This window comes from Geobacillus sp. Y412MC52, from assembly GCF_000174795.2.
Lineage (GTDB): Bacteria > Bacillota > Bacilli > Bacillales > Anoxybacillaceae > Geobacillus > Geobacillus thermoleovorans.
In genome coordinates this window covers 2,744,507-2,764,285 of sequence record NC_014915.1, presented here as the reverse complement: position 1 = coordinate 2,764,285, position 19,779 = coordinate 2,744,507, and the positions used below count along the sequence as shown (strand labels likewise).

The 19,779-nt window shown below is 54.5% G+C and carries 19 protein-coding genes, 1 pseudogene and 1 other annotated feature; all 20 genes and pseudogenes read left to right on the top strand.

Annotated features, from left to right (window positions below; translation table 11 throughout):
* Positions 1 to 110 precede the first annotated feature (110 nt).
* Positions 111 to 719, top strand: a complete 609-nt coding sequence (locus GYMC52_RS13585) for a succinate dehydrogenase cytochrome b558 subunit (protein ID WP_013144567.1) — start codon at positions 111 to 113, stop codon at positions 717 to 719.
* Positions 720 to 934: 215 nt separating this feature from the next.
* Complete coding sequence (gene sdhA, locus GYMC52_RS13580; RefSeq protein ID WP_013524268.1) at positions 935 to 2,692, top strand: succinate dehydrogenase flavoprotein subunit; 1,758 nt, start codon at positions 935 to 937, stop codon at positions 2,690 to 2,692.
* A 1-nt stretch (position 2,693) separates the two neighbouring features.
* Complete coding sequence (gene sdhB / locus GYMC52_RS13575) at positions 2,694 to 3,455, top strand: succinate dehydrogenase iron-sulfur subunit (protein WP_011232145.1); 762 nt, start codon at positions 2,694 to 2,696, stop codon at positions 3,453 to 3,455.
* Between the two features lie 232 nt (positions 3,456 to 3,687).
* On the top strand, positions 3,688 to 3,912 hold the full coding sequence (locus GYMC52_RS13570) for a helix-turn-helix domain-containing protein (RefSeq protein WP_008881129.1): 225 nt from the start codon (positions 3,688 to 3,690) through the stop codon (positions 3,910 to 3,912).
* Positions 3,913 to 4,120: 208 nt separating this feature from the next.
* Positions 4,121 to 4,564: a MarR family winged helix-turn-helix transcriptional regulator gene (locus GYMC52_RS13565; RefSeq protein WP_013144569.1), complete on the top strand. Its 444-nt coding sequence runs from the start codon at positions 4,121 to 4,123 to the stop codon at positions 4,562 to 4,564.
* Between the two features lie 9 nt (positions 4,565 to 4,573).
* Positions 4,574 to 5,368: a glutamate racemase gene (racE, locus tag GYMC52_RS13560; RefSeq protein ID WP_011232143.1), complete on the top strand. Its 795-nt coding sequence runs from the start codon at positions 4,574 to 4,576 to the stop codon at positions 5,366 to 5,368.
* Positions 5,369 to 5,473: 105 nt separating this feature from the next.
* Positions 5,474 to 6,547, top strand: a complete 1,074-nt coding sequence (locus GYMC52_RS13555; protein WP_013524267.1) for a GerMN domain-containing protein — start codon at positions 5,474 to 5,476, stop codon at positions 6,545 to 6,547.
* Between the two features lie 151 nt (positions 6,548 to 6,698).
* Positions 6,699 to 7,469 (top strand): ribonuclease PH, encoded by a 771-nt coding sequence (gene rph, locus GYMC52_RS13550; protein ID WP_013524266.1) that lies wholly within the window; start codon positions 6,699 to 6,701, stop codon positions 7,467 to 7,469.
* Positions 7,466 to 8,080, top strand: coding sequence for an XTP/dITP diphosphatase (locus GYMC52_RS13545; RefSeq protein ID WP_013524265.1), 615 nt, complete (start codon positions 7,466 to 7,468; stop codon positions 8,078 to 8,080). Before rph ends, GYMC52_RS13545 begins: the two co-directional genes overlap by 4 nt.
* Positions 8,077 to 8,583 carry a metallophosphoesterase family protein gene (locus tag GYMC52_RS13540; protein ID WP_041469289.1) on the top strand — a complete coding sequence of 169 codons (507 nt, stop codon included), beginning with the start codon at positions 8,077 to 8,079 and terminating at the stop codon, positions 8,581 to 8,583. The genes GYMC52_RS13545 and GYMC52_RS13540 overlap by 4 nt, the downstream gene beginning before the upstream one ends.
* 285 nt (positions 8,584 to 8,868) lie before the next feature.
* On the top strand, positions 8,869 to 9,768 hold the full coding sequence (ilvE, locus tag GYMC52_RS13535; RefSeq protein ID WP_013524263.1) for a branched-chain-amino-acid transaminase: 900 nt from the start codon (positions 8,869 to 8,871) through the stop codon (positions 9,766 to 9,768).
* Between the two features lie 22 nt (positions 9,769 to 9,790).
* Positions 9,791 to 10,057, top strand: a binding site (T-box leader).
* 70 nt (positions 10,058 to 10,127) lie between these two features.
* Positions 10,128 to 11,864 (top strand): acetolactate synthase large subunit, encoded by a 1,737-nt coding sequence (ilvB, locus tag GYMC52_RS13525; RefSeq protein WP_013524262.1) that lies wholly within the window; start codon positions 10,128 to 10,130, stop codon positions 11,862 to 11,864.
* Positions 11,843 to 12,361, top strand: coding sequence for an acetolactate synthase small subunit (ilvN, locus tag GYMC52_RS13520; RefSeq protein WP_013144574.1), 519 nt, complete (start codon positions 11,843 to 11,845; stop codon positions 12,359 to 12,361). The genes ilvB and ilvN overlap by 22 nt, the downstream gene beginning before the upstream one ends.
* A gap of 25 nt (positions 12,362 to 12,386) precedes the next feature.
* Positions 12,387 to 12,560, top strand: a pseudogene (locus GYMC52_RS13515) (RNA-guided endonuclease TnpB family protein); the annotation flags it as partial.
* 96 nt (positions 12,561 to 12,656) lie between these two features.
* Positions 12,657 to 13,682: a ketol-acid reductoisomerase gene (gene ilvC, locus GYMC52_RS13510; RefSeq protein WP_013144575.1), complete on the top strand. Its 1,026-nt coding sequence runs from the start codon at positions 12,657 to 12,659 to the stop codon at positions 13,680 to 13,682.
* On the top strand, positions 13,669 to 15,216 hold the full coding sequence (locus GYMC52_RS13505) for a 2-isopropylmalate synthase (protein WP_011232134.1): 1,548 nt from the start codon (positions 13,669 to 13,671) through the stop codon (positions 15,214 to 15,216). Before ilvC ends, GYMC52_RS13505 begins: the two co-directional genes overlap by 14 nt.
* Positions 15,217 to 15,232: 16 nt before the next feature.
* Positions 15,233 to 16,348 carry a 3-isopropylmalate dehydrogenase gene (gene leuB, locus GYMC52_RS13500; RefSeq protein WP_013524261.1) on the top strand — a complete coding sequence of 372 codons (1,116 nt, stop codon included), beginning with the start codon at positions 15,233 to 15,235 and terminating at the stop codon, positions 16,346 to 16,348.
* 20 nt (positions 16,349 to 16,368) lie between these two features.
* A complete protein-coding gene (leuC, locus tag GYMC52_RS13495; protein ID WP_013524260.1) occupies positions 16,369 to 17,784 on the top strand; it encodes a 3-isopropylmalate dehydratase large subunit in 1,416 nt (471 codons plus the stop codon).
* 96 nt (positions 17,785 to 17,880) lie between these two features.
* Positions 17,881 to 18,474, top strand: coding sequence for a 3-isopropylmalate dehydratase small subunit (gene leuD, locus GYMC52_RS13490; protein ID WP_011232131.1), 594 nt, complete (start codon positions 17,881 to 17,883; stop codon positions 18,472 to 18,474).
* Between the two features lie 204 nt (positions 18,475 to 18,678).
* The gene (locus tag GYMC52_RS13485) at positions 18,679 to 19,659 is read left to right on the top strand and encodes a tetratricopeptide repeat protein (RefSeq protein ID WP_013144578.1); all 981 of its coding nucleotides are present in this window, start codon (positions 18,679 to 18,681) and stop codon (positions 19,657 to 19,659) included.
* Positions 19,660 to 19,779: the final 120 nt, after the last annotated feature.

Genomic DNA, 19,779 nt, shown 5'->3' with positions numbered 1-19,779 from the left:
GTGGGAGTACAATGAATGTGACAAGCGAATAGGGGAATGGAAGACGTTTCCGTTTCCGCATGGCGAGCGAGAGGGACATATTTTTTATTCAATTGAAGGGGGTTTACATAATGGCAGGGAATCGCGAGTTTTACTATCGCCGGCTCCATTCGCTGCTGGGGGTTGTTCCCGTCGGCATCTTTTTAGTGCAGCACTTGGTCGTCAACCATTTTGCGACCCGTGGGCCGGAAGCGTTTAACCGGGCGGCGGCGTTTATGGAAAACTTGCCGTTCCGCTATTTTCTTGAAATTTTTGTTATTTTTCTTCCATTGTTGTTCCACGCTGTATACGGCATTTATATCGCGTTTACAGCCAAATTCAACACTCGCCAGTACGGCTATTTCCGCAACTGGATGTTCATGCTTCAGCGGATCACCGGCATCATTACATTGATTTTTGTCGTCTGGCATGTGTATGAAACGCGGGTGCAGGCTGCATTCGGCGCCGAAGTGAACTACGACATGATGGCCAACATTGTCGACAATCCGTTTATGCTCGGATTTTATATTGTTGGAATCTTGTCCACGGTCTTTCACTTCGCCAACGGCTTATGGTCGTTCTGCGTCAGTTGGGGATTGACGGTGTCCCCTCGTTCGCAGCAAGTATTTACGTACATTACGATGATCATTTTTGTTGCGCTTTCGATTGTGGGCATTCGCGCCATTTTGGCGTTTGCGTGAAATCAATTTGACGGGGAACGACGTCGCTTCTAAAAAGGAAGCGGTTGAAGTCACTTAGGTTGGTGTGAGATCAATTCGACGACGAATCGTTGCGTTGGCCCGCGGTGGATCACGTCTCAGCCGCCTCCGAACGATCGCTTGGTCGATGGCGGGCCGGCAAGGCAAAACGTGCGGCATGCAAGCAAAAGCAGCAATCTATTAGGGAGTGAGTAGCTATGAAAAAAGGGAAAATCATCGTTGTTGGCGGTGGGTTGGCCGGTTTGATGGCCACGATTAAAATCGCCGAAGCGGGAGTGCCTGTCGAGCTGTTTTCGCTCGTTCCGGTAAAGCGTTCTCACTCCGTCTGTGCCCAAGGCGGCATTAACGGAGCGGTCAACACGAAAGGGGAAGGCGACTCGCCGTGGGAGCATTTTGACGACACCGTCTATGGCGGGGACTTCTTGGCGAACCAGCCTCCGGTCAAAGCGATGTGTGAAGCGGCGCCGGGGATCATTTACATGCTCGATCGGATGGGCGTCATGTTCAACCGGACGCCGGAAGGGTTGCTTGATTTCCGTCGTTTCGGGGGGACGCAGCATCACCGGACCGCCTATGCTGGAGCCACGACCGGGCAGCAAATTTTGTATGCACTTGATGAACAGGTGCGCCGCCATGAAGTGGCCGGGCTCGTCACGAAGTACGAGCATTGGGAGTTTTTAGGCGTCGTTTTGGATGACGAGCAAATTTGCCGCGGCATCGTCGCACAAGATTTGCGGTCCATGGAAATCAAAGCGTTTCCAGCCGATGCCGTCATTTTGGCGACCGGCGGCCCGGGGATCATTTTTGGGAAATCGACGAACTCGGTCATCAACACTGGTTCAGCGGCTTCGATCGCCTATCAGCAAGGCGTTTACTACGCGAACGGCGAGTTCATCCAAATTCACCCGACCGCCATTCCGGGCGATGACAAGCTCCGCCTTATGAGCGAATCGGCGCGCGGGGAAGGCGGACGCATTTGGACGTATAAAGACGGGAAACCGTGGTACTTCCTTGAGGAAAAATATCCGGCTTACGGAAACTTGGTGCCGCGCGACATCGCCGCACGGGAAATTTTCCACGTCTGCGTCGATTTGAAGCTCGGGATCAACGGCGAAAACATGGTGTATTTGGATTTGTCACATAAAGATCCGAAAGAGTTGGATGTTAAGCTCGGCGGCATTATCGAAATTTACGAGAAGTTCATGGGCGAAGACCCGCGCAAAGTGCCGATGAAGGTGTTCCCGGCCGTTCACTACTCGATGGGCGGCTTATGGGTCGACTATGACCAAATGACGAACATCAAAGGGTTGTTTGCTGCCGGCGAGTGCGATTATTCGATTCATGGCGCGAACCGCCTCGGGGCAAACTCGCTTCTGTCGGCGATTTACGGCGGAATGGTCGCCGGCCCGAACGCCGTCCGCTACATCCGCGGCCTCGAGAAATCGGCGGATGCGATGCCGTCGACGTTATACGACAGCTATGTGAAACGGGAGCAGGAAAAATGGGAGAACATTTTGGCGATGGACGGCACGGAAAACGCCTATGTGCTGCATAAAGAGCTCGGTGAATGGATGACGGCGAACGTGACGATCGTCCGCTACAACGACCGGCTGCTCAAAACGGATGAAAAAATTCAAGAGCTGATGGAGCGGTACAAAAACATCAGCGTCACCGACACGTCGAGATGGAGCAACCAAGGAGCGACGTTTATCCGCCAGCTGTACAACATGCTGCAGCTTGCCCGCGTCATTACGCTTGGCGCTTACTATCGCAATGAAAGCCGCGGCGCGCACTACAAGCCGGAGTTTCCGGAGCGCAACGACGAAGAATGGCTGAAAACGACGATGGCCCGCTACACGCCAGATGGTCCGTCGTTCCATTATGAAGACGTTGACGTCTCGTTGATTAAACCGCGCAAGCGCGACTACAGCAAAAAGAAAGAGGAAGTGAAGTAAGATGAGCGAGAACAAAACGGTTCGTTTGATCATCACGCGCCAAGATCGTCCGGATTCTGCGCCGTATGAAGAGGAGTTTGTCATTCCGTACCGCCCGAACATGAACGTCATTTCGGCGCTCATGGAAATTCGCCGCAATCCAGTCAACGCCAAAGGGGAAAAAACGACGCCGGTCGCTTGGGAAATGAACTGTCTGGAAGAAGTATGCGGAGCCTGTTCGATGGTCATTAACGGCAAACCGCGCCAGGCGTGCGCCGCGCTCATTGACAAACTCGAGCAGCCGATCCGCCTTGAGCCGATGCGCACATTCCCTGTCATCCGCGACTTGGTCATCGACCGGAGCCGGATGTTTGATGCGTTGAAGCGAGTGAAAGCATGGATTCCGATCGACGGAACGTACGACTTGGGCCCGGGGCCGCGCATGCCGGAGCGGAAGCGGCAATGGGCGTACGAGCTGTCAAAATGCATGACGTGCGGCGTCTGCTTGGAAGCGTGCCCGAACGTCAACAGCAAGTCGAACTTTATCGGCCCGGCGCCGCTGTCGCAAGTGCGGCTGTTTAACGCCCATCCGACCGGGGCGATGCATAAAGCCGAACGGTTGCGGGCGATTATGGGCGACGGCGGACTGGCCAACTGCGGCAACTCGCAAAACTGCGTGCAATCGTGCCCGAAGGGCATTCCGTTGACGACATCGATCGCGGCGTTAAACCGCGAAACGACGATTCAAATGTTCCGCGATTTCTTTGGCAGCGACGAAGTGTAGCGGCAGAATCAAAATCCCCTTCATTCGAACAGACATGAGGGGGATTTTTTGTTTTGCTAGACAAGCGGCAGCCAACCGTCTCCGGCGAATCGAAAGATAAAGAAAAAAAGACCCATTTTTCTATTAGATAAGCAAATTTTCGTCACCGCCGCTCTTGCTCTCACATACGATATGGCAAGGAAATACCCATCCGGCAGTTCGGGCCCATTGAGAGCAAGGAGGGTTACAACCGTTGAAGGACAAATCGTTTCAATCGAAGCCGCTTTTGACAAAAAGAGAAAAAGAAGTCTTCGAATTGCTCGTGCAAGACAAGACGACGAAAGAGATCGCCAAAGAGCTGTTTATCAGCGAGAAAACGGTCCGCAACCATATTTCGAATGCGATGCAAAAGCTTGGGGTCAAGGGGCGCTCGCAAGCTGTCATTGAATTGCTTCGAATGGGCGAACTTGAACTATAAACGATGCCGGCTTTCCTTGTTGGACAGCCGGCTGTTATGTTCCCTTGCGGCCGGACGAGGCTTGGCGCCCGTCCGGCCTTCGTCCGCGGCGGCCGCCGCATTTTTTTGTTGATTATCTTTGCCGGTGTTGTAAAATGAAAAGTAAGAATAGCTGTCGGCGCAAGCCGCCGTTTGAGGCTGGCCGCGGAAACGATCAAGGAGAGATGGTATGCCGTCTGCGATGAATGAAAGAACGGTCGCCGAGTTGGAAAAATTGCTTCGCTATATCGCCGCAAATTTGAAACAGCGCGGCCGTGAAATTTTAACCAACTATCCGATCACCCCACCGCAATTTGTCGCCCTGCAGTGGCTGCTTGAAGAAGGGGACTTGACGGTCGGCGAGTTATCGAACAAAATGTATTTGGCGTGCAGCACGACGACCGACTTGGTCGACCGCATGGAGCGGAACGGACTTGTCGCCAGAGTCCGCGATGAACACGACCGCCGCGTCGTCCGCATTCGCCTTCTTGAAAAAGGAGAGCGCATTATCGAAGAAGTGATTGAGAAACGCCAGCGCGATCTAGCCAATGTGCTGGAAAGCTTTTCAGACGAGGAAATCGTCGTCTTTGAGCGTTGTTTGCGCAAATTGCATCAAGAAATGACGAAAGAATGAGGCGATCACTTGGAAAGAGCAATTGGTGTCATTGACTCAGGAGTCGGCGGTTTGACCGTCGCCAAAGAAATTATGAGGCAGCTGCCGAAAGAACAAATTATTTACTTAGGCGACACCGCTCGTTGCCCGTACGGGCCGCGGCCGGTGGAAGAAGTCCGTCGATTTACGTGGCAAATGATTGATTACTTGCGGCAATATCCCTTGAAAATGCTTGTTATCGCCTGCAACACCGCGACGGCGGTCGCGCTTGACGACGTGCGGGCGAAGCTTGACATTCCTGTGCTTGGCGTTATTCATCCCGGCGCTCGCGCCGCCCTGAAAGCGACTAGGCGCGGGCACATCGGCGTCATCGGCACGATTGGCACGATCCGAAGCCGGGCGTATGAAAAGGCGCTTCAATCCATCAATCCGCGCGTCCAAGTCGAGAGCTTGGCCTGTCCGAAATTCGTTCCGCTTGTGGAAAGCGGCGACTTTGAAGGGCAGGAGGCGATGGCGATCGTCGCCGAATCGCTCGCTCCGCTCCGTCCGCTGCCGATCGATGTGCTGATTTTAGGCTGCACGCATTATCCGTTGCTCGCGCCGCTCATTCGCACGTATATGGGCAAACGCGTGAAGCTCATTTGCTCGGGCGGTGAGACGGCTCGTGAAGTGAGCGCGATTTTGCACCACAGCCAGCTCCTTTACACCGGCGAGCGCGAACCGGAGCATTTGTTTTTCACGACCGGGCCGAAAGAGCTGTTTGAAAAGATTTCCGGGAAGTGGTTTGGCAAGCCGATCGGCACGGTCGAAGCGATTCGGCTGTAACCAACAAATCCTTTAGCGTCCATGCGCTAAAGGATTTTTTTTATTCTATTTTGGAAAACGGCTCGTATACATAGTAGTACAAACTACGAGTAGGAGGGAACGTCAATGAAACGGACGACTCACATATGGGCGGCGCCGCTGCTCGCCTCGCTGTTGTTGCTTGGCGGCTGCGGTTTGTTTGGGCGAGATGAGGCGGTGAAGGAGATCGATCCGCCGCAAGAGACGGGTTATGTCAAAGACGGCCAAGCGCTTCAGGAAGCAACGGAAAGCCAAAAGGAAGGGAAAGAGAAAGCGAAGGCCACCGAGACGGTGAAAAGAGAGCTGTACTTGATTGACAAAAACGGCTTTGTCGTGCCGCAAACAGTGGAATTGCCGAAAACGCAGGCCGTGGCGAAACAAGTACTCGAATATTTGGTTGAAGACGGACCCGTGTCAGAAATGTTGCCGAACGGCTTCCGCGCGGTCATTCCGGCCGGAACGACGGTGCTTGGCACAAAATTGGAAAAAGACGGAACGTTGATCGCTGACTTTTCGCCGGAATTTAAAAACTATAAGCCGGAGGACGAAAAGCGAATTTTGCAGTCCATTACGTGGACATTGACGCAATTTGACAATATCAAGCGCGTCAAAATCCGCATCAACGGCTACGATCAAAACGTGATGCCGGTCAATAAAACGCCGATCCAAGATGGGGTAAGCCGCGCCGATGGCATCAATATGGAAGCGAACGGCGTGCCAGACATTACGAATACGCATCCGGTCACCGTTTATTTTGTCGCCCAACAAGGGAACAGCACATACTATGTGCCGGTGACACGGCGCGTATCCAATAAAGAAAAGGATGATATCGCAGCGGCCGTCAACGAACTGATTCAAGGACCAGAGCAAGGGAGCGGGCTTGTCGGCGTCTTTCAGCCGGACGCGAAGCTTGTCGATGCCCCGAAATACGAGGATGGCAAAGTGACGCTCAACTTTAACGAAGGCATTTATGGAAGCAACAAGAAAAATGTCATTTCCGACGTCGTGTTGAATTCTCTCGTTTTGTCGCTCACGGAGCAAAAAGGAGTCGAAAGCGTGGCGATCACAGTCAATGGCAAAGCCAATCTTGTCACGGAAGACGGCAAGCCGCTCACCAAACCGGTCGCTCGGCCGCAAAACGTCAATACCGGGACATTTTAACCGGTTGGTGCTGACAGGCTGGAAACGAATAGGACGTTATGGTATAACAAAGAGGTGGAAACGTATTCCGCCTCTTTCTTTTTTTCGCTAGGCGGAAAGAAATGCGGCGTCTGGCATTCCGTTGAAGATGGAGAAAAGGAGGACTCAGCTGATGAGAGCGGACGGACGAAGCAGTTGCGAGCTGCGCCCTGTACATATACACCCGCATTACATGAAGCACGCTGAAGGGTCGGTGCTCATTGAAATCGGCGACACGAAAGTCATTTGCACGGCGACGGTCGAAGAGAAAGTGCCATCGTTTATGCGCGGCGGCGGCAAAGGATGGATTACGGCCGAATATGGGATGCTGCCGCGGGCGACAGAGCAGCGGAATGTGAGGGAAGCGAGCAAAGGAAAAGTGTCGGGGCGGACGATGGAAATTCAGCGCTTAATCGGCCGCGCGCTTCGCTCGGTTGTTGATCTTGAACAGCTTGGCGAGCGGACCATTTGGATCGATTGCGACGTCATTCAGGCGGATGGCGGAACGCGGACGGCGTCGATCACCGGTGCGTATGTGGCGCTTGTGTTGGCGCTTGCCAAACTGGTGGAAGAAGGGAAGCTCGAGGCGCTTCCGATCCGCGATTTTCTCGCCGCTACCTCGGTCGGCATCGATCCGGAGCATGGGGTGATTCTTGATTTAGATTACAACGAGGATGCGCGGGCGAAAGTGGATATGAACGTCGTCATGACCGGAGCCGGTCAATTTGTTGAGATTCAAGGGACCGGAGAGGAAGCGGTTTTTTCGCGCGCCGAGCTCGATGAATTGCTTGAAGCGGCGCAAATAGGCATCGAGCAGCTCATCGCCGTTCAGCGCTGCGCATTGGGCGAGTGGGCGGCGCGCATCGGCGAAAAAAAAGAAGCGGCAGAGGAGGACACAGAGTGAAGGAGATTGTCATCGCTACAAAAAATGCCGGCAAAGTGCGCGAATTCGCCGCTTTGTTCGCCAAGCGGGGCGTCGAAGTGAAATCGCTGCTTGACTTTCCGGACGCTCCGGATGTCGCAGAAACGGGAAGCACGTTTGCGGAAAATGCCGTGCTCAAAGCAGAAGCGGCGTCGCGGCGTCTAAAGCGGCCGGTGATCGCCGATGATTCCGGGCTCGTGGTCGATGCGCTCGGCGGCCGGCCGGGCGTTCATTCGGCCCGTTATGCCGGGGAAGATAAAAACGATGCACGCAACATCGCCAAGCTGCTTCGCGAGCTTGACGGGGTGCCGATGGAGCAGCGCACGGCTCGTTTTCATTGCGCGCTCGCCGTCGCGATCCCGGGGCGGCCGACCGCCGTTGTCGAAGCGACATGCGATGGTTATATCGCCGAAGCGCCGCGTGGGGAGGGGGGCTTTGGCTATGATCCGGTTTTTTACCTTCCGGAGTGGGGAAAAACGATGGCGGAGCTTGCGCCGGAGGAAAAAAATCAAATCAGTCATCGCGCCAAGGCGCTGACGAAGCTCGATGAGCAGTGGGAGGAGATCGTCAGTGGAAAGGGGCGGACGGAATGAAGGCGGTGATTGTGAGCGACAGCCATGGGCTGACTGCCGAACTTGCTGAAATTGTCAACCGTCATCGCCATGAAGCGGATTTGTTTATCCATTGCGGTGACTCGGAGTTGGAGGTGGGGGCGGACGAGATCGCCCCGTTTGCCGTCGTGCGCGGCAACTGCGATTTCGCTGCGTTTCCTGCTGAGCGCATCGAAGAGGTGGGCGGCGTTCAGTTGTTTGTCACCCACGGCCATTTATACGGGGTGAAAACGTCGCTTTTGCGTTTATCCTATCGCGCGCAAGAAACAGGGGCTCACGTCGTTTGTTTCGGCCACTCGCATTTGGCTGGCGCCGAGCAAATGGATGGGTTATTGTTCATCAACCCCGGCAGCATTGCTTTGCCGCGCGGAAGAAAAGAAAAAACGTACGCGGTGTTGACCATCGGCGGCGGGCGCGCGCATGTCCAATTTTATGAAGTGAATGGGCAGCCCGTTTCCGGAATGGAACGAACCTTTTCGATCTAAGCGGACAAAACGTCCGCTATTTTTTGTTTTTCGTCTTTGGCAGTTAGAGCGCGTCCGCTTTCTATGAGCCGCCAAGAAAGAAAAAATTTTTTGAATCGGCAAAACCTTGATTCTATCATAATGTAAGCGCATTCAAATAGTTCGACCAATCGGAATTTTCAAAAAACGTTATTGACGGCGCAAAGGTTTCGGATTATTATAATTTTCAAATAAGAGAAACGACTCAATACAATGATCGAGCCGTTCAAAGCAACTGCTGACTGATCAAGGAAGAGGGGAACCGAAGTGGGCGAACAATGGATCTTTTTAAACGGAGAATTTGTGACAAAAGAAAACGCCAAAATTTCCGTGTATGACCATGGATTTTTGTATGGCGACGGGGTATTTGAAGGCATTCGCGTCTATAGCGGCAACGTATTCCGCCTCGAAGAACATATAGATCGGCTATACAATTCAGCGAAGTCGATTTTGCTCGACATTCCGTACACGAAGGAAGAAATGATTGGCCACGTGCTCGAAACGATCCGCCGCAACGGCTATCAAGATGCATACATCCGCCTGGTCGTTTCGCGCGGGGTCGGCGATTTAGGACTGGATCCGTACAAATGCAAAACGCCGCAAATCGTGATTATCGTCGAGCCGCTCGCGCTCTTCCCGAAGCATTTATATGAAACCGGCATCGAAGTGGTGACAGTGGCGACGCGCCGCAACCGCTCTGATGTGCTGAGCCCGAAAGTCAAATCGCTCAACTACCTAAACAATGTGCTTGTCAAAATCGAGGCGCATTTGGCGAACGTAAGCGAAGCGCTGATCTTAAACGATCAAGGCTATGTCGCGGAAGGTTCGGGAGACAATGTTTTCATCATCAAAAACGACGTCATTTACACGCCGCCTGGGTATGTCGGGGCGCTTGAAGGCATTACGCGTCAAGCGATCATCGAAATCGCGGAGGATCTCGGCTATACGGTGAAAGAGGAGCCGTTTACCCGCCATGACGTCTATGTCGCGGATGAAGTGTTTTTGACGGGGACGGCGGCCGAAGTCATTTCGGTCATTAAAGTCGATGGCCGGACGATCGGCGACGGGACGCCGGGACCGCATACCAAGCGGTTGCTTGAAGAATTCCGCCGCCGCGTGGTCGTCGAAGGAGTAAAGGTGTATCCGACGAACGCCAATGTCGGTTGATCGTCCATGACAAGTGGATAGCGAAAAAGCGTTGACGAGGATAAGTAGTCAGCGGGGTCAACATCCACAGAGAGCCGGGGGAGCTGCGAACCGGTGATGTTGCCGCTTGATGAACTCACCTCTGAGCGCCAGCCTGAACGCCGGACGGCTAGTAGGGCTGGACGAGTGGAGACGCGCGCTTCACTCGTTACCAAAATGAGCGGCCGGCTTCGGCTGGCCGCTCCTGAGGCGGCCGTCACGGCCGTGAAGAAGGGTGGTACCGCGGAAAGGAAACCTTTTCGCCCCTTTGGCTGGAAATGACAGCCATCGTGGGCGGAAAGGTTTTTTATATGGATGACAAATCACAGGGAGGATCGACGATGGCAAAAATGGTCGAGGAACAAGAAAAAGCGAGGACGAAGGCGAGAATGAGCGGGTCGCTGATGCTCATTGAAGCGCTCAAGGAAGAAAAAGTCGAAGTCATCTTCGGCTATCCGGGGGGGGCGGTGCTCCCGCTGTATGACGAGTTGTATAAAGCCGGCGTGTTCCACGTGCTGACGCGGCATGAGCAAGGGGCCATCCATGCGGCGGAAGGATATGCGCGCATTTCTGGAAAACCGGGGGTCGTCATCGCCACCTCCGGCCCGGGAGCGACCAACATCGTCACCGGGTTGACCGACGCGATGATGGATTCGCTGCCGCTCGTCGTCTTTACCGGGCAAGTGGCCACGAGCGTCATCGGCTCGGATGCGTTTCAGGAGGCGGACGTTGTCGGCATTACGATGCCGATTACGAAACACAACTACCAAGTGCGCGACATCAGCGAGCTGCCGAGAATCATTAAAGAGGCGTTTCACATCGCGACGACCGGGCGCCCCGGACCGGTGTTGATCGATATTCCAAAAGACATTACGACGGCCGAAGGGGAGTTTGATTACGATCAAGACGTTCATTTGCCTGGCTATCAGCCGACGACGCAGCCGAACCATTGGCAAATCCGCCGGCTTGTCGAGGCGGTCAGCCAATCAAAGCGGCCGGTCATTTTAGCCGGCGCTGGCGTCTTGCACGCCAATGCGTCCAATGAATTGCGGCAATACGCCGAACAGCAAAACATTCCGGTCATTCATACGCTCCTTGGCCTTGGCGGTTTCCCGGCCGACCATCCGCTGTTTTTAGGCATGGCCGGCATGCACGGTACGTATACGGCGAATATGGCGCTGTGTGAATGCGATTTGCTCATCAACATCGGCGCCCGCTTCGATGACCGGGTCACCGGCAATTTAAAATATTTCGCGCCGAAAGCGACCGTCGCCCATATCGACATCGATCCGGCGGAAATCGGCAAAAACGTGCCGACGAAAATTCCAATCGTCAGCGATGCGAAAGCCGCCTTGCAAGAGCTGATCGCCCAGCAAGGCAAGCCGGCGGACACCGCGGCGTGGCTCGCGCAGCTTGACGAATGGAAGCGGCGCTTCCCGCTCCATTATGAGCCGGAAGCCGGCACGATCAAACCGCAAAAACTGATCGAGATGATCTATGAAATGACAAACGGCGAGGCGATCGTGACGACGGACGTCGGCCAGCATCAAATGTGGGCGGCGCAATATTACAAGTTCAACCGGCCGCACCGGTGGGTGACGTCCGGGGGGCTCGGCACGATGGGCTTCGGGCTTCCGGCAGCGATCGGCGCCCAGCTCGCCGACCGGAGCGCTACGGTCGTTTCGATCGTCGGCGACGGCGGCTTCCAAATGACGTTCCAAGAACTGTCGGTCATCCAGGAGCTAGGGCTGCCGATTAAAATCGTCATCGTCAACAACCAGGCGCTCGGCATGGTGCGGCAATGGCAGGAGCTGTTCTATGACAAACGGTACTCCCATTCGCTCATTCCGAACCAACCGGATTTCGTCAAGCTTGCCGAAGCATACGGGATGCCAGGTCTGCGGGCGAAGACGGAGGCGGAAGCGGCCGAAGTGTTAAAACAAGCGTTTGCGATGGATGGGCCGGTGTTGCTTGATTTCCATGTCCGCGCCGACGAGAACGTCTATCCGATGGTGGCGCCCGGCAAAGGGCTTCATGAAATGGTGGGGGTGAAAGCATGCGAAGAATCATCACGATGACAGTCAACAACCGCCCCGGCGTCTTAAACCGCATTACCGGGTTGTTTACAAAGCGGCATTACAATATCGAAAGCATTACGGTCGGGCATACGGAAATCGAGGGCGTTTCGCGGATGACGTTCGTCGTCAACGTTGACGATGAACGGACGGCGGAGCAAATCATTAAGCAGCTGAACAAGCAGATTGATGTGTTGAAGGTGAATGACATCACCGACCAAGCGATCGTCGCCCGCGAGCTGGCGCTCATTAAAGTTGCCGCTCCTCCGGCGGTCCGCCAGGAAATTTACACGCTCATCGAGCCGTTTCGCGCCTCGATCGTCGACGTAAGCAAAGACAGCCTCGTCATTCAAGTGACCGGCGAGCCGGAGAAAGTCGAGGCGTTGATTGAACTATTGCGCCCGTACGGCATTAAGGAAGTGGCGCGCACGGGAACGACCGCGTTCACCCGCGGGGCGCAAAAAGCGACGACGAACCAGAAAACAGCGTTTATTATTTAACAGCTATCATACAAAACAGCGCTGATTGTTTCATGGAACCGCCAAACAAGGGGCGGCCAAGCTCTACAAAAAGAGAAAGAAATGGTACTTGGCTGTTGCGATCACATTTGAAGTCCAACAATGGGAAGAAACCAAGGTAATGGGCGTTGATTTGGGACTTCGTTATATCGCCGTTGCCAGTGTTGGAACTTGGGCGTTGTCTGAACCAGAAATGGATGAGGGCGTTAACGACCCAAGAATCCCACGCCTTTAGGCGTGTGGAGTGTCAAACTACAGGACAAAGGAGAGGGTAATCATGGCAAAAGTCTACTATAACGGGGATGCAAACGAACAATATTTGCAAGGGAAAACGGTCGCGATCATCGGCTACGGCTCGCAAGGCCACGCCCATGCGCAAAACTTGCGCGACAGCGGTGTCCGCGTCATCGTTGGATTACGAAAAGGAAAATCATGGGAACAAGCGGAACAAGACGGCTTTGACGTATACTCGGTCCGCGAAGCGGCGAAGCAGGCTGATATCGTCATGGTGCTGCTGCCGGATGAGAAGCAGCCGGCCGTGTACAAAGAGGAAATCGAGCCGGAACTCGAGCCAGGCAATGCGCTTGTGTTTGCGCACGGCTTTAACATCCATTTCAGCCAAATCGTCCCGCCGAATCATGTTGACGTCTTCTTGGTTGCGCCGAAAGGCCCAGGCCATCTCGTGCGGCGCACATATACGGAAGGAGCGGGCGTGCCGGCGCTCATCGCCGTCTACCAAGATGTGACCGGACACGCGAAAGAAACGGCGCTCGCCTACGCGAAAGCGATCGGCGCTGCTCGAGCTGGGGTGTTGGAGACGACGTTCAAAGAAGAGACGGAAACCGACTTGTTCGGTGAACAAGCGGTGCTGTGCGGTGGGCTGACGGCGCTCATCAAAGCCGGGTTTGAAACGCTCGTTGAAGCCGGGTATCAGCCGGAAGTCGCCTATTTTGAGTGTTTGCATGAGATGAAGCTCATCGTCGATCTCCTTTACGAAGGCGGTTTGTCGTGGATGCGCTATTCGATTTCCGATACGGCGCAATGGGGCGACTTTATCACCGGACCGCGCATTATTAACGACGCTGTGAAAGCGGAAATGAAAAAGGTGTTGCATGACATTCAAACTGGCAAATTCGCGAAGAGCTGGATTTTGGAAAACCAAGCGAACCGTCCGGAGTTCAACGCCATCAACCGGCGTGAGAATGAGCATTTGATTGAGATTGTCGGACGCGAACTGCGAAGCATGATGCCGTTTGTGAAGGCAAAACAAATCGAGGCGGTGGTGCCAGGTGCGAAAAATTAAGTTTTTTGATACCACATTGCGCGATGGGGAACAATCTGCTGGTGTGAACTTGAATTTGCAAGAAAAGTTGGAAATTGCCCGTCAGCTTGAACGGCTGCGGGTTGACATCATCGAGGCGGGTTTCCCCGCCTCATCGAAAGGCGATTTTGAGGCGGTCAAACAAATTGCCGAAACGGTGAGAACATGCTCGGTCACCGGGCTGTCGCGCTCGGTCCGAAGCGATATTGATGCGGCGTGGGAGGCGTTAAAAGGCGGCGCGGAGCCGCGGCTCCACCTATTCATCGCCACCTCGCCGATCCATATGGTGCATAAATTGCGGATGACGCCGGAACAAGTGATTGAAGCGGCGGTTGAGGCGGTGAAATACGCGAAGCGCTTTTTCCCGATCGTCCAATGGTCGGCGGAAGATGCGTGCCGAAGCGAGTTGCCGTTTTTGGCGAAAATCGTCGCCGAAGTGATCAAAGCCGGCGCCTCGGTAATCAACATTCCGGATACGGTCGGCTATATTACGCCGAAAGAATACGGGGAAATTTTCCTCTATTTGCAAAACAATGTTCCGAATATTGAAAATGTTTCACTCTCCGCTCATTGTCATGATGACTTGGGCATGGCGGTGGTGAACTCGCTATCGGCCATTGAACATGGAGCGACGCAGGTCGAGTGCACGATCAACGGCATCGGCGAGCGGGCCGGCAATGCGGCGCTTGAGGAAATCGCTGTCGCCCTTCACATCCGCAAAGACTACTATCAAGTGGAAACGCGCCTCAATTTGCAGGAAATTAAGCGCACAAGCAATCTTGTCAGCAAGCTGACCGGGGTCGTCGTTCCACCCAACAAAGCGGTCGTCGGCAAAAATGCGTTTGCGCATGAATCGGGCATCCATCAAGACGGCGTCTTAAAAGAAAAAACGACATACGAAATCATTTCGCCCGAGCTCGTCGGCGTGCCGTCGAATTCGATGGTGCTCGGCAAACATTCCGGCCGCCATGCGCTTCGCAACCGGGTCGAGGAGCTCGGCTACACGTTGTCCGATGAAGAAATCAATCAGCTGTTTGTCCGTTTTAAAGAATTGGCGGACAAAAAGAAGGACATTACCGACGACGATTTAATCGCGTTGATTTTCGAAGAGAAGTTCGACCACTTTAAAGATTTTTACCAATTGTCTTCCATCCAAGTGCAATACGGGACGAATCAAATTCCGACAGCGGTAGTTGTACTGAAAGACGGGAAGGGGAATGAAATCCAAGAAGCGGCGACCGGCGCCGGCAGCGTCGAGGCGCTGTACAATACATTGGAACGTTGCTTCCAAACGCCGGTGACGCTGCTTGACTACCGGATCGAATCGGTCGGCGGCGGCCGCGATGCGTTGGCCCAAGTGTTCGTCAAAGTGCGCGCCCATGACATCGAGACGAGCGGGCGCGGCACTGCACAAGACGTGTTGGAAGCATCGGCGAAAGCGTACATCAACGCCATCAACCGTGTGTTTATGATCGAAGCGATGCGCGGCGAAAACGAGAAAGTGGCAACACCATAAAACGGGGGGATTCAGAATGGGAAACTATCGGATTGCCGTCTTGCCAGGGGATGGCATCGGCAAAGAAGTGACGTCCGGAGCGGTCGAGGTATTGAAAGAGGTCGGCATCCGGTTTGGCCACGAGTTTACGTTTGAATATGGATTGATCGGTGGAGCGGCGATCGATGAGGCGGGGACGCCGCTCCCCGAGGAAACGCTCCGCCTTTGCCGAGAAAGCGATGCGGTGCTGCTTGGGGCGGTCGGCGGTCCGAAGTGGGATGACAACCCTCCGCATTTGCGCCCGGAAAAAGGATTGCTTGCCATTCGCAAGCAGCTCGACTTATATGCCAACTTGCGGCCGGTTGTTTGCTATGACAGTTTGGTTTCCGCTTCGCCGTTAAAACCGGATCTCGTGCAAGGCGTCGATTTTGTCATCGTCCGCGAGCTGACCGGCGGCATTTACTTCGGCCAGCCGAGCGGCCGCGTCGTCGAAAACGGCGAAGAAAAAGCAGTGGACACCTTGTTATATAAAAAGGAAGAAATTGAGCGGATCGTCCGCATGGCGTTTATACTCGCACGCGGGCGGAAGAAAAAAGTGACTTCGGTCGACAAGGCGAACGTCCTTTCGTCAAGCCGTCTATGGCGGGAAGTGGCCGAAGAGGTGGCGAAGCAGTTTCCGGACGTCACGCTTGAGCATATGCTTGTTGACAATGCCGCGATGCAGCTCATCCGCGCGCCGAAGCAGTTTGATGTCATTGTGACAGAAAACATGTTTGGCGACATTTTAAGCGATGAAGCCTCCATGTTGTCCGGTTCGCTCGGGATGCTGCCGTCAGCCAGCTTATCCGCTTCCGGTCCGAGCTTGTATGAGCCGGTGCACGGTTCAGCGCCTGATATCGCCGGCATGAACAAAGCCAATCCGATTGCAGCGATTTTGTCAGCAGCGATGATGCTTCGCCTGTCGTTCGGGCTCACCGCGGAAGCGGAGGCGGTAGAGCACGCGGTGTGGCAGGCGCTCGCCCTAGGTTTGCGCACCGCCGACTTGGCGCCAAGCGGCGGCCGCATCGTATCAACGAACGAAATGGTCGAAGAAATCAAAGCGGCGGTGCTGGATTATACGGCCATTGCTCAAATTATGACCGTTTATGCCTAAGACGTGCGAGGTGAAAGCCAATGAAGCCGAAAACGATCATCGATAAAATTTGGGAAAACCACGTCGTCTACCGTGAGAAGGGCAAACCGGATTTATTGTACATCGATTTGCACTTAGTGCATGAAGTGACCTCGCCGCAAGCGTTTGAAGGGTTGCGGCAAAAAGGGCGGAAGGTGCGGCGGCCGGATTTGACCTTTGCGACGATGGACCATAACGTGCCGACCGTTAACCGATTTGTGATTACCGACGAAGTGGCGCGCAACCAAATCGCTGCGCTTGAGCGCAACTGCCGCGAGTTCGGCATTCCGCTCGCCGACCTAAACAGCGAAGAGCAAGGAATCGTTCACGTCATCGGCCCAGAGCTCGGGTTGACCCAGCCGGGAAAAACGATCGTTTGCGGCGACAGCCATACGTCGACGCACGGGGCGTTTGGCGCCTTGGCGTTTGGCATCGGCACGAGCGAAGTCGAGCATGTACTGGCTACACAAACGCTTTGGCAGCATAAGCCGAAAACGCTGCAAATCTGCATCAACGGCCGCCTCGGCAAAGGAGTGACCGCCAAAGACGTCATCTTGGCCATTATCGGCCGCTATGGCGTTGGCGTCGGCACCGGTTATATTATCGAATTTACAGGCGAAGCGATCCGACGCATGTCGATGGAAGAGCGAATGACGATTTGCAACATGTCGATTGAAGCTGGGGCGAGAGCCGGCCTCATCAGCCCGGATGAAACGACGTTTGCCTATTTGCGCGGCCGCAAATATGCGCCAAAAGGCGAGGAGTTTGACAAGGCGGTGGAACGGTGGCGGGCGCTTGCAAGCGATGAGGGGGCGGAATACGATAAAACGATTGAAATCGATGCGTCGACGATCGCTCCGATGGTGACGTGGGGGACGAACCCCGCGATGAGCACTTCCGTCGATGGCGTCGTGCCGCATCCCGAGCAATTTGAAAGCAAAACAGAGCAAAACGCGGTGCGCCGGGCGCTTGAGTACATGGGGCTTGAGCCGGGCACGCCGATTACGGATATTCCGGTGCAGCACGTCTTCATCGGTTCGTGCACCAACTCACGCCTCAGCGATTTGCGCGCGGCGGCGAGCATCGTGAAAGGGAAAAAAGTGGCTCCGGGTGTACGGGCGCTCGTCGTGCCTGGATCGCAGCAAGTGAAAAAACAAGCCGAAGCGGAAGGGTTGGCGCAAATTTTCATCGACGCCGGTTTTGAATGGCGCGACTCCGGCTGCAGCGCCTGTTTGGGCATGAATCCGGACATCATCCCAGAAGGCGAGCACTGTGCGTCAACGTCGAACCGCAACTTTGAAGGGCGGCAAGGAAAAGGGGCGCGCACGCATCTCGTCAGCCCGGTGATGGCCGCGGCGGCTGCGATTTACGGACATTTTGTCGATGTGCGCCAGCTTGAAGCCGAGCCGGTCTGTTAAATTGACGATCGTGATGGCAAAAGAGGCGGCGCGGCATCCTAGGAAGCCGAGCTCCTTTGCCATCAGTGACATCCATAACGGAAGGGGGAAAGGACGATGAAGCCGTTTACGATCCATCGCGGAAAAACCGCCGGCATCGATCGGGCGAATATTGATACCGATCAAATCATTCCAAAGCAGTTTTTGAAACGGATTGAACGCACCGGCTTTGGCCAGTTTCTCTTTTACGATTGGCGGTATTTGAGCGACGGCACGCCAAATCCGGAGTTTGAGCTCAACCGCCCGGAAAACGAAGGGGCGACGATTTTAGTTGCCGACGAAAATTTCGGTTGCGGTTCATCGCGCGAACATGCGCCGTGGGCGCTGCAAGATTACGGATTCCGCGTAATCATTGCCCCATCGTTTGCCGACATTTTTTACAACAACTGCTTAAAAAATGGGCTGTTGCCGATCCGGCTGGATAAAGAGGATGTCCGCTACTTGCTGCGCCAAAGCGAGCGCGCAGACTATGAACTGACGGTTTCGCTTGAAGAACAGCGGGTATTTGACGATGAAGGATTTTCGCGTCCGTTTGACATTGACCCGTATCGAAAACAGCTGTTGCTAAAAGGATGGGACGAAATTGATTTGACGTTTGTGTACGAAGCGCATATCGCCGCCTACGAACGACGGCATTGTCCACGGCCGTAAGCGCCATGTGTTCCGGGCGGCAAGGAGAGATGGGTTGCTCTGCCAATCGGCGGGAGCAGCCTTTTTCGTGTTTGACGGCGCCTGCGTCCAGGGGCCGGCTGCTTTTCGGCAAACAACCGGTTTGTGTTACCCAGCAAGGCGCGGGTTGTTTCGCGAGGGAAAACTTGTTACACTGATGGTAAATGCAAATGGGAGCGGGCGAAGATGGCCGGGAAAAAAGGAAAAATCATCATGTTTCCGCAAACGAAAGAACGGCTGATGGAAGAGGCGTTTGCTGCGCTCGAGGCGAAGCGGTATAAAGAAGCGCTCCGCTTTTTGCGCGCCGCCGAACAGCTTGGCGACCACAGCTTTCCGGTTCGGCTTGGGTTGGCTGTCTGTTGCTATGAGCTTGGGGAATATGATGAGGCGGAGCGGCGTCTTGCCGGTTTGCTTGACGAGCGACCGGGCAACGGTGAACTGTTGCAAATGTATATTGCCATATTGTTGCAAACGAATCGATACAGCAAGGCCGAAACCGTGATCCGCCACGCCTTGCGCCGTCCGTCGTTATCCGTTTCGCTGCGCGAACAGCTTCACCAGCTGCTTCGATTCAGTGAAAAAATGAATGCCCGCACGCTTCCGCCCGCGGAGTGGAAGCGGGTGAGACGGCTGCTTGAGTCCGGGGACATTGCTGAGCAGCTGCAACTGATTAAACAACTGGAAAAAGAAGACATCGATCCGGTGCTGCCGTTGCTCAAGCAATATTTACGCGCACCGGAAAAAAGCCCGATGGCGAAAACGATGCTTCTTCGCCTGTTGACAGGGAAGCGAGTCAATGAAACGGTGACGGTTGAAAAATTTGGCCGTTGCATGGAGGTTGTCCCGTCAGCGTTGGACGAACAGACGGAAACGGAATTTGCTTCATCGCTGCTGGGTCGGCTTGAACAGCAGCTCGCGGCGGAAAGCCCGAGTTTGTACGAAACGGCGGCGGAAATTTGGCTTCGCTATGCATATGTGTTGTACCCGTTTCCGCCGGAGCCGGCGGATGCAGCGGCCTGGCTTGCTGCTCTCCATTGGATGGCGAGCCGGTTTTTAGGCTTGGATGCTGACGCGACCGCCTTGGCCGACCGCTACGGTGTGGAGGCGGCGGAGATGGCAAGGCTTTGCCAAAAGCTATACGAAATAGAGGAACTTTCCTCCCTCTAATGGCTCGTTCTCTGTTGAAACATGGCTGTTGTATGTTATAATATAATGGCTGTGCTATGTATCTGTTTTCGCATACTTGTCTACATAATCGGGCATCATAAAAAGATCTGGACAAGCGGA